Genomic DNA, 11,646 nt, shown 5'->3' on the forward strand with positions numbered 1-11,646 from the left:
TGAATGAACCCTACACGCTGTTTTTTGTGATGCTTGTCTTAAGGAGCCAGAGTGAGAAAATCGAGAGAAGTCAGAGAATTATCAGCCCCAAAAACCTGAGCCAAAACCTCCCCAGTCTCCGCAACTTGTAGCAGCGTGCCATTCACCATCGGATTAATTTGCAAAGCCTCAAAACTCAAGCCACCAGCCAGAACAAACTTATCACTTCCTACGGAAAAATTGAGCACAGTATCCATACCGCTATTAGCGCTTAACACAAAGCGATCATTCCCAATACCCCCAATCAAAGTATCATCTCCCCCATCACCAAACAGCCAGTCATCTCCTGCACCCCCATTGAGAATATCGTGATCTTTCCCACCGTAAATAGTGTCATTACCCTGATCACCATTGAGAGTATCTTGACCCTCATTGGCGTATACCAGGTCATCGCCACTACCACCATTAATACAGTCTTGCTGACCGTCCTCACCCACAGCGCCTAGCAGATTTTGCCTGTGATCGCCAAAAATAGTATCATTACCTTCATCGCCACACAAAATATCGCTACCATCATCGCCGTACATCAAATCATCGCCCGCATCTCCCTGTACCACATCATCATCCTTGCCACCACGAAGGGTATCGTTACCAAAACCCCCATTGACAGAATCGGAACTCTCACCCCCATTGAGAAAATCATTTCCATCTCCCCCAAACAGCAAGTCGCGGCCGTTGGCATCCAACACTAACTCGTTTTGCAAACTACCGTAAAGCGAATCGTCCCCCTCATCCCCGACAATCGTGTCGGAACCGAGTTCACCCCAAATCCGGTCATGATCTTTGCCACCATAAACTAAGTCATTACCTTTGCCGGCAAAAATGCTGTCGTTACCGCTGCCGCCACCGATGATATCGCCGATGTCGTTGCCGAAAATTAAATCACCTTCATCGGTGGCAATTGTGCTGCCTGGTTGAGTGCCGTAGTCGCCGATTATAGTGTCGGAACCTTGATTGCCGTAGAGAGTATCCGAGTCAGTTTCGCCGAAAAGCTGATCGCCCCCTTTGCCTCCAAACACTAAATCCCGGCCATTGCCACCGAGTAAAGTGTCGTCTTGTTCTTGGCCGTTAAGTAAGTCGTTGCCATCGCCTCCTGTCAGCAAATCGAAGCCGTCGGGGTCACTGTCTAGGGAGTTAAGGACGCCCCCGAATAAAGAGTCGTCTCCGTTGTCGCCGTCAAGGGTGTCGGGGCCTTTGTCACCCCAAATCAGGTCATTGTCGATGCCACCATAGGCGCTGTCAGGGCCTTTGCCGGAGTAAATCGTGTCATTGCCTTGAGTGCCGGCAATGGCGTCGCCTGAAGACCCGCCGAAAATCAGGTCGCTGTCGTTGTCGGTTAAGTCGATGTTGTTGCCGTTGTCGCCGACTATGGTGTCGGCACCGCGATCGCCGTACAATGTGTCGGAGTTGCGATCACCAAAAATGCGATCGCCCGCTTTGCCACCAAATACGGCGTCGGTTTCTTTGCCGCCGTAAACGATGTCGTTGCCTCTACCGGCGGCGATGAAGTCTCGCTGTTGTTCGCCGAAGATGATATCGCTACCTGCTTCACCTAAAACTGTGTCGTCGCCGCCCTTGGAGAGAAACAGTTGGTTGGTTTCGTTTCCTGTTAAGGAATCGTTTCCCTCAGTGCCGATGCTGGTGTTTTGGATGTCGATGAGTTGTGCGGCCCTGGAGTCGAAGTTGAGTATTGCCGAAGGCTGGGGGGGGGTAAATGTGATCAGAGGGGGCCCTTGCAGGGGGTCGCAACCGCAACTGGTATCGGGTTCGGGTACTTGGTTGAATATGGGGGTTGGTTCTGGCGCTGGTGTTGGTTCTGGTGTTGTTTCGGGTGTTGGTGTTGGTTCGGGTGTTGGTGTTGGTGGTGTTGGTGTTGTTTCGGGTGTTGGTGTTGGTTCGGGTGTTGGTGTTGGTGGTGTTGGTGTTGGTTCGGGTGTTGGTGTTGGTTCGGGTGTTGGTGTTGGTTCGGGTGTTGGTGTTGGTGTTGGTTCGGGTGTTGGTGTTGGTGTTGGTTCGGGTGTTGGTGTTGGTGTTGGTTCGGGTGTTGGTTCCGGTTCTGGGACAGGTTTCGGTATCGGGGCGGGCGTCGGCGTCAGCGCGGGTGTCGGTGTCGGTATCGGTATCGGCGCGGGTGTTGGCGTCGGTATCGATTCCTTAAGGGGAATGAGAGAGACAGTGGCGACTGCCGCACTGGTGGCGCCGAGGTTGTCTGTAGCGCTGTAGGTGAAGTTTGCCCCTGTGAAATTGCCGGAGGCCTGGAAGAACAACTGGGTAATTTGCTCGGCTGTAAGGGTTTGACCTGCTGTGACCCGCACTCCCTGGCTAGGGTCGCCCAAGAACAGCGTGCCTTCAGTGGCTGGTGGCAATGTGTTTACGGTAAAGGAAACCACCGTCCCGTCTGGGTCGGTTCCTCCGAGTCCGGGGATGTTCACGGTTGTTTCCAGCAACAAAGCGACGCTGGAGTTGTTCGCGACGGGTGGCTGGTCGGTGGGAGGTAAGAGTGCTAGCAGGGAGGCTGTAGCCGGGGCTGGACTAAGGGCGCCGCGGCGGTCTGTGGCGCTGTAGGTAAAGTTGGTGGCTGCGAATCCGCTGGTTGCTTGGAAGAATAACTGGCTGATTTGAGTTGTGCTCAGTCTTTGGCCTGCCGTGACCCGGATTCCCTGGCTGGGGTCGCCCAAGAACAGGACTCCTTGATTTGCCGCTGGCAGGGTGTTGATAGTGAAGAATTCGATCGAGTCGTCGGGGTCTTTGGCCGTCAGCCCTGTGAGGTTGACGGTGCTGTTTGGCGCCAGGGTCTTGCTGAAGTTTGTGGGTACCGGCGGGTAGTTGAACGCTAGCGACAGCAGAGAAACTGTGGCGGCAGGACTGCTGCCACCGAGATTGTCCTTGCTGCTGTAGGTAAAATTAGCTCCTGTGAAATTGCCGGCCGACTGGAAGAATAACTGCGTCATTTGCTCGGCTGTCAGGGCTTGACCTGCCGTGACGGCCACTCCCCCCGTTGCGGGGTCGCCCAAAAACAAGACGCCTTGATTTGTCGGCGGCAGGGTGCTGATGGTGAATGTAACCACTGTGCCGTCAGAGTCTCTGCCTCCGAGCCCGCTAATTTGGACAACGCTGTTGGGCGCTAGCGCAGCGTTGCTGCTGTCGGCTGATGGAAGTTTGTTGGGTGTTGGCTGCGCGAGTAAAATGGCGGTGGTGACAGTGGCTCTGGACTCGGAACCGTTGTTATTGCTGGGTTCGGGGTCAAAAGTGGTCGATCGGCTCTGGGAAGTATTGCTAATGGCGCCCGTCGCTGGAACGACTAATGTTACCTCGCGGTTGATGTTGCTGCCGCTAGTCAAACTGGGAATTGTTGGGAAGGTGACAACCCCTGTCACGGGGTCGTAAGTGCCGTTATCGGATGCGCTGACTCCCGTTAAACCGGGAATGATGCTGTCTGTAATCACTACGTTTTCAGCAGCATTCGGCCCATTGTTGGCGGTAGTTATAGTATAAGTTACGGAACTACCAGCAGGAGCAGATGTGAGACCGCTTTTGGACGTAACCAGGTCGGCTACAGCATCGATCGAGGTAATGACTCGCCCCCCCGCCTGACCGGGCACTGCGACTGTCGAGCCGTCGTTGTTGGTTAAGTCCGGGTCAAAAGTGGACGATCGACTTAATACAATGTTGGTGATGCTCGTCAGGGTAGGCGGCGGTACCAAAATCAGGCGGTGGGTGACACTGCTGCCGCTGGCTAAAGTCGCGATCGCTGGAAAATCGATCGTCCCTGTGGCTGAATTATAGGTTCCGCCATCAAACACGCTGACTCCCGTTAAGCCGGGAATCAGGCTGTCGGTGATGACTACGTTGGTCGCAGGACTCGGCCCGTTGTTGGTAGTAGTAATTGTATAAAGTAGCGTGTCGCCCGCGTTGATGCTGGCCGGAGCCGTTTTTTGGGTGACAACATCGGCCACAGCATCGATCAAGGTGGTGACGGTGGCGTTGGGGTTTGTACCGTTGTTGTTGGCCGGAGTGGAGTCGGGAGTGATGGAGGTACTTCTGGCAGTGTTGCTGATGGAAGTTAGGGTGGGCGGTACTGTGAAGTCGATCGTCCGGGTGACTGTCTCCGCGTTGGCTATTGCCACTGGTGCGAAGGTGACAATGCCCGTCGCTGGATCGTAAACGCCGCCGTTAGATGCCGTGACTCCGGTTAACCCGGGAACTATGCTGTCAGTGATGGTTACAGCTTCTGCAGGACTCGGGCCTAAGTTGACTGTGGCGATCGTATAGCTGACCGAGCTATCGGCAGTAGCACTCGTAGAGCCGGTTTTGGTGGTAACAAGATCCGCGTTGGGCGCAATACTTGTCGTAACCGTAGAGTTAGTGGGAGTGCCGTCTTTGTTGCTTGTCGAGCCGTTGTTGTTAGTGGCGATCGGATCGAAAGTCGCCGAGGTGCTCCGCGCTGTGTTGCTGATGGCAGTAAGGGTGGCTGGGGCGGTGAACTGTATAGTGCGGGTCTCAGTAGCCGCATTTGCCAGCGCCGTCAGTGCTGGGAAGGTGACAATGCCCGAAACTCGGTCGTAAGTGCCGCCGTCCGATACGCTGACTTCTGTTAAACCCGGAACAATGCTGTCAGTGATGGTCACGTTGGCAGCGGGGTCTGGCCCAGAGTTAGTCGTGGTCAGCGTGTAGGCGACGCTAGACCCCGCCGAAGCAGTCACAGGGCCACTTTTGGTAGTAACTAAATCCGCGACTGTATCGACAACTGTGGTAGACACTACACCAGGCCCCTCGATTTGCCCTGGCGCGAGTACACCGCTGTTGTTGCTGAGGTCGGGGTCGAAAGTCGAGCTAGTGCTGAATGCAACGTTGGCAAAACTGCTACCGCTGGTTAAACCGGGCGGCAAATCAATTGTCAGGGTGTAAGTCACAGTCTCGCCGGCATTGAGAACGGGAATTAACGGCCAGGTGACAGCCTTGGTTTGGTTCACGTAAGTGCCGTTGTTGGAGGCACTGAGAACCGGCGGCAATCCGCCCGGAAGCAGCAGTTCTAAAGGTATTTCGTCTTGAATCAGAACATTTGTAGCAGGCGCTGGCCCCTTGTTTACTGTAGTAATCGTGTAGGTAATGCTGCCTTCTGACTTGACGAACTGCGGGCCGGTCTTGATAGTGGCAACCTCAGCGGCGATACTGGGAGGATTGATAGTTTCAACTACCAAATTTTGAATTTGGTGAATGTTGTTGGCGCTTCCTGTGGAGCTGCCAAAACCAAATTTGAAAATTGGCGGTACTGGGCCGTTTTCGGTGGCCAAGTTGCGGATGTCGATCAATGTAGTTTCGTAGATGTCGTCGAAATTTTCATCGAAGGCAACGGTGAGGCGATTGGGCTCCACCTCATCGTTAGATGGATTCAGCGTAATTTGAACGGATCTTTTGGCTAAATTGCGATCGCTCGTGAACGTATTGCTGAAATTAAAACTGCTGCCGGCAACAGGGCCACTAAAGTCAATGCTCGTAGGAATGTTATCGATGCCGAAGGGAACGATCGCATTTGTTAAAAACTCATAACCCTCTGCTTGATTTCCTCTAACAGTTACTGAATCAGGTCTGAAAGAACCAATAGAGGAGCCGGGAATCGGAGGTGGCTCCGGGCCAGAGCGCCCTTCTGTGGATGTTGAAAAATTGCCAAACTCGTCAAGCCCAATGCCTAAATAACCTCCCTCAATACCGGGTATACCCGTTCGTGGAGAATAAGCCAGAGAACCGCCATAACCCCCAGTCCTGGTTGGGCTAACAGTGCCGTCAATCAAGAAGAAACCCAGCCCGTCCCCTGGCTGAGGGCTAATAAAGGGTTGCGGAGGCTGAAATTGCTGGCTTGAACCGTAAGAATAAAAATCAAACTGGACTCTGAGACCGTCGGTTGAAGGAATGGGATTGTTGTAGATGACGAAGGCTTCCCGAAGGTTTACTGCTGGAGTTAATAGCAGAGCGCCATTGCCGGGACTCGAACCGCCCAAAGCCGGAAGTACGCCGGATACTGTGCCTCCGGTAATGCCGGGGATAAGTTGATTGGCTGCTGTCACCCCGCTGCTGGGATCGAACAGTGCCCCGTTGTTTCCCCCGTAAATCCAAGGCCCCCTAACTGTGGAGTTTTTGAAAGTCTCGTTAACCAATGTGCCGAGCGCGTAAGGGTAGGCTTCGAGCACTTCTTTTTCAATGGCGATACTCGCCTTTATTTCCCCGGTCGCAAATTTTAATTCCCAATCGCCACCGAGTGCCGCACTCCCCGTCAAGTTGTCGGAAGCTGCAATATCTGCACCGACAATAAAGCTCAGCCGCCGCACGAAGGCCTCGCCGCTTTCCCCCGCTGCGACGCTACACCCGAATAACAAGATATCTCCTCTCTCGCTGAGGGCTTTTCCCCACTGCTGTAACAAATGGCTGTAGGTTTCTAAGTTGTCGTTGCAGAGTTCGATCGATCCAATTTGCACCCCCGCTTCTCGACCGTGAGAAACTATCTGAAGGCTGTCTAAATCGCTGCAATTAGCCAAAATTCTAGTAATTTGCTCGACTCCATCCCGCGTCGAGTCCAATACAAATACCTCTGTATCGGCTGTTGCTCCTCTTGTCAAGCTGTCGCAGTTCTCTACTCTGGCATCGAGGAACAGTACATTTTTTAGAGTCGGGGCGCCCACAGACTCGGTTGCTCGCAAAAATTCTCTGTGGGGATGCCCAATTCTGGTGCCGCCACGGAGTTTCTGGGACAGGAAATACTCCTCTGTTTTTACTTGTTTTATTGGTTTTTTCTGATGATAAGTTGCTGTTGTTCGGGAGTTTGCGCCCGCAATCCTTGCGGTGGAGTCACATATTTGTGGGGTGATAAAAATTGGTTTGTTCCAGATGCTTTGCATGGTCAAATTGGCTCACGGATTGTAGATGATGTACCTAGTTCAAGATGATAATTATCACGTATTGAAAAGGTTGAATTATAGACTAAAAGGATCTGCTGCTTGACTTCGAGAAAGAACAACAAGTGAATTTTACTCAGCACAAAGCTGTACTACCTTGATATTTGATAGCATGGCAAATAGCGCCGACAGAAACACTGAGGATTTGGAGTTTAAATCCCAATAATCTATCTGGTGATATTTTGCCTTCGACTTTCTTTTGTGTTAGCGAGTGTATCTGTTACACGCAAATCTCTTACATCGTGCAGTAGATAATAACAGCAGTTATCAAAAATTTACTTGATGAGGTTTTCTGTAGATCGTCTAATGCACTTTATTTGCAGAGAAAATTCACTATTTCTAGACGTATAAACCTGGTTTGAGGGACGAAAAGACTTGTTTGCAGCCCTCGCTGCCAGTAAAAAACTCGGTTTCTTTTGTTTTGGTGTGCCAGCCCTGTTCACAATAGCAACCAGACATTAATTAGGGAGTTATAGCCGTGACATAATTATGGCGGCCGTGCCCGAAGTGTTATTCAACTGAGATCTTGTACCATTCTCAATAACCCTTCTATGGGGGGGTTCTCCTGCCCCGCCCATAAGAAATTTCACTTGTTGTGGAACAGGGCGGAAAGCCTATTCTTGAGAATGGTGCAACATATGAGATTCAATTGAAATCGGCATACCCTGTATCGACGAAGCGTCTTAAAAATTCATGACTTGGAGTCTGGAGATAGCAATCTAGGTTTGAGACTGTTTCGCTGCGATCGCAAAAACAGATTAGTGCGGTCCACAAGCAACTTCTCAAGTTGTCAACTTAGAGTCTTTGAGCTGGTTTCTGTTTAAGATAAATGCTCGGGACAATGTTTCGTGCAGAATTTTTCATGATGTTTTGGAGAAACTGATTTGGAGATTGGCTCCTGGGCTAATTACGATTTTTGTTGGCTAATTTTCTTAACTGCAGAGGTTACGCTCAGGAGATTAGAAACCGAATTTAGGCCTAGATTTCTCGCCGCCCAACCAAAATTTATTATCTAAACTTCGTTTCTGATCGTAAGTCCTCAACTAGAAAAACACCCAACGCAATTCCCCTGTCATGGCAACTGTAACCAAGCAATAATGCTCGATTAGGTTTTAATTGCTGAGTTGGGGCGTGGGTCGTCCAAAACAAGCTTCAACAATAATCCTTATACATAATTACATCTTAACTCATTGATTATTACATCCGCAAATAGGGGTAGATATAAGCACCAATATAAGCTATATCTTTTCACCGTGAACGTCAAGAGTTCTGGCTTGGTAGTACCGACAATCTTGACAGGGCCCAGAAGGATTGACAGCACAGCGAATGTAATTTGAGCGGGCGTTGTACTCGCAAGTGATATCGCCGATCGAATAACCGAGGCTTTGTATGTAAGTGCGATCAGCAGTTGGTAGTTGAGTTCGCAGGGGTCTATTCGCTACCGCAAGTCTGGCCGCTGCAATTCTGTCGCGGGCTTGGCTCTGGGCAGAGCGCATCACCCACAAAGACAGCAGCGAGGGAGCTAAACCTATGACGATAATCAGGAGAGTGGTTAACACATTTTCAGAGCTTATGTGGAGAATATGTTTTTTGATTTAGACGATCGGCAACAGAAAATTATCCAGATAAAGACGGTTTTAAATCAGAAAAGTTCCCGAGCAAGTCTCAAACTATGCCGCCCGTGCGTTAACCGTTTGCTGGCGATCCATGAGGAGGTTGATCGCTGTTGGCGCCGATGAGGGGTGTTCTGGATAAGTTTGTAGTGAGGAATGCAAGTCCTCAGATTTCGATCGGGACTAATATCAATTCCGGTTGTATCTCACATCTTGCACCATTCTCAATAAGCTTTTTATGAACAGGCAAGATGCCTGTTCCACAAAAAAATTCACTCTTTGTGGAACAGGCATCTTGCCTGTTCCTGAGAATGGTGCAAGATGTAAGTTGTATCGGAATTAATATTACCCGAAATCAGGACACGGCACTGCCGTGTCCCTACAATTGAGCGCGGTAGGGACACGGCACTGCCGTGTCCTCTATATCATTCCGACGCAGCCGGAATTGATATAAAATCCTCACTACAAACGCGAGATAGGTTATTTGACAGGACTAGGAAAAACCCGGTTACTATCAACTACCAAAACCGTTAAACCTTAGCAATATCCCCCGCTAAATCCATCAACGAACCCGCACCTTCCACCTTAGCAACATCCAACAAAGTCTTCAAAACCGAATCGGGATTCAAACTAATCGAATCAATTCCCAACTCAACCAAGAAGCGAGCAAACTCAGGATAATCGCTGGGCGCTTGACCACAAATTCCAATCTTGCGATCGTACTTCTTGGCGGCTTTAATGGCAATTGCTATCATGCGCTTGACAGCTTCATTCCGTTCGTCAAAAATGTGTGCGACTAAAGCAGAATCCCGGTCTAATCCTAATGTTAGCTGAGTTAAATCGTTAGAGCCGATCGAGAATCCGTCAAAAACTTGCGCGAATTCGTCAGCAAATATGACATTGCTCGGCAATTCGCACATCACATACACTTGCAAGCCGTTTTCGCCCTTGACTAAACCGTGTTTTGCCATCTCGGCCAACACTTTGCGCCCTTCCTCCGGGGTGCGACAAAACGGAATCATCGGAATCACATTTGTCAAGCCCATTTCGTCGCGAACTCGTTTTAATGCTTTGCATTCCAAAGCGTAAGCTTCGCGGTAATTTGGGTCGTAATAGCGAGACGCGCCGCGCCACCCGATCATCGGGTTTTCTTCCTTGGGTTCAAACTGCCGCCCTCCCAAAAGGTTAGCATATTCGTTGCTCTTGAAATCGCTCATCCGCACGATGACTGGATTTGGATAAAATGCGGCGGCAATTGTGGCAATTCCGTGGGCTAGTTTGTCGGTGAAGAAATCGGGTTTGTGTTGGTATAGTGCCGTCAGTTCTGCAATTTCTTCCTTGACTGATTGATCTGCCAATTCGTCAAAGTGAATCAGTGCCAGCGGGTGTGCTTTAATGTGATTGGCAATGATGAATTCCAGCCGCGCCAAGCCTACGCCGTCGCAAGGAATTGCTGATAAACCAAAGGCTTCTTCTGGATTCCCGACATTCATTAAAATTTGAGTGCGCGTGCGGGGTAAATTCTCGATCGCAGTTTCTTGAATTTCAAAAGGAAGCAAACCGGCATAAACTTTGCCTTCGTCTCCTTCGGAACAAGAAACAGTGATTTCTTGATGGTTTTTCAAGATTTGGGTGGCGTTGCCGGTGCCGACAATGGCGGGAATTCCCATTTCTCTGGCGATGATGGCGGCGTGACAAGTGCGGCCGCCGGAATTGGTGACGATCGCACTTGCTTTTTTCATAATCGGTTCCCAATCCGGGTCTGTTTTGTTGGTAACTAAAACTTCTCCTGATTGAAATTCAGCGATTTTGTGTACATCTAAAATCACGCGGGCTTTTCCTTGTCCGATTGATTCGCCAACGGCGCGTCCTTTTGCTAAAACTGCACTAGAACCTTGCAATTTGTAGTTTCGCAAAACTTTAGCCGACTTTTGAGATTGTACTGTTTCGGGTCGTGCTTGGACAATAAACAATTCGCCCGTATTGCCGTCTTTTGCCCACTCAATGTCCATCGGGGTATAAGTCCCGCGCACTTTAGAGTAGTGTTCTTCGATGACTACGGCCCATTTTGCTAGTTGCAGAATTTCCTCATCTTGTATGGCAAATTGATTTTTTTCTGCTGCGATCACGGAGACGTTTTTGGTGTATTTAGAACCGCCGATATCGTACACCATTTTGAGTGTTTTGCTGCCGAGGCGTTTGTCTAAAATCGGGCGAAAACCTTGTTTTAATGTGGGTTTAAAGACGAAGTATTCGTCGGGGTTGACGGCGCCTTGGACGACGTTTTCGCCTAATCCGTAGGCGGCGGTGACTAATACGGCGTTTTTGAATCCGGTTTCGGTGTCGATGCTGAACATGACGCCGGAGGATGCTAAGTCCGATCGCACCATTTTTTGCACGCCGACAGATAAGGCGACTTCAAAGTGATCGAATCCTCGCTGTTGGCGGTAGGAAATCGCGCGATCGGTGAATATGGAAGCAAAGCATTTGTGACAGCATTCGAGGACGCCAGCACAAGCTTGGACGTTGAGGTAGGTTTCTTGCTGTCCCGCGAAACTGGCGTCGGGTAAGTCTTCGGCGGTGGCGGAGGAACGCACTGCTACGTCTGTACTGTCGCCGTAGCGATCGCACAATTTTTCGTAAGCATCCGCGATCGCCGCTTGTAGTTCTTGCGGAAACGGTGTATCCAGAATCAATGCCCGCGCTTGCTTGCCTTTTTGTCGCAGGTTTTGCAGATCTTCTACGTCTAAATCGGCAAAAATTTCGCGCAATTTAGCTTCTAAACCCGCCGACTCGATGAAGTAGCGGTAAGCGTGTGCTGTAGTTGCAAATCCGTTGGGAACTCTGACTCCTTGGGCGGTTAACTGTTGAATCATTTCGCCTAAAGAAGCATTTTTTCCGCCTACTAATGGGATGTCGGCGATGCCGACTTCATCAAACCACAATACTAAGGATTTTTCTTGGGGAATTAAAACTTGTTTTTGTTGAATGGCTAAATTTTCTAGCATTACTTTTTTCCTCTCAACTTCAAATCAGTTAGATAC

The 11,646-nt window shown here is 50.2% G+C and carries 3 protein-coding genes; all 3 read right to left on the reverse strand.

Translation table 11 applies throughout. From position 1 onward, the window contains the following. Window positions 1-38: 38 nt before the first annotated feature. Window positions 39-6,932 (reverse strand): DUF4347 domain-containing protein, encoded by a 6,894-nt coding sequence (locus tag QUA44_RS02995; RefSeq protein WP_333248153.1) that lies wholly within the window; start codon window positions 6,930-6,932, stop codon window positions 39-41. Between the two features lie 1,295 nt (window positions 6,933-8,227). Next, on the reverse strand, window positions 8,228-8,548 hold the full coding sequence (locus tag QUA44_RS03000; protein WP_333248155.1) for a DUF6464 family protein: 321 nt from the start codon (window positions 8,546-8,548) through the stop codon (window positions 8,228-8,230). A gap of 584 nt (window positions 8,549-9,132) precedes the next feature. Beyond that, window positions 9,133-11,610, reverse strand: a complete 2,478-nt coding sequence (gene ppsA, locus QUA44_RS03005; protein WP_333248157.1) for a phosphoenolpyruvate synthase — start codon at window positions 11,608-11,610, stop codon at window positions 9,133-9,135. Between the last annotated feature and the right edge of the window lie 36 nt (window positions 11,611-11,646).

Source organism: Microcoleus sp. N9_A2, from assembly GCF_036701775.1.
Lineage (GTDB): Bacteria > Cyanobacteriota > Cyanobacteriia > Cyanobacteriales > Microcoleaceae > Microcoleus.

Bases quoted from the DNA above. Each gene is read 5' to 3' on its own strand.
- ppsA (WP_333248157.1), bottom strand. From the start codon at position 11,610: ATGCTAGAAAATTTAGCCATTCAACAAAAACAAGTTTTAATTCCCCAA.
- QUA44_RS02995 (WP_333248153.1), bottom strand. From the start codon at position 6,932: ATGCAAAGCATCTGGAACAAACCAATTTTTATCACCCCACAAATATGT.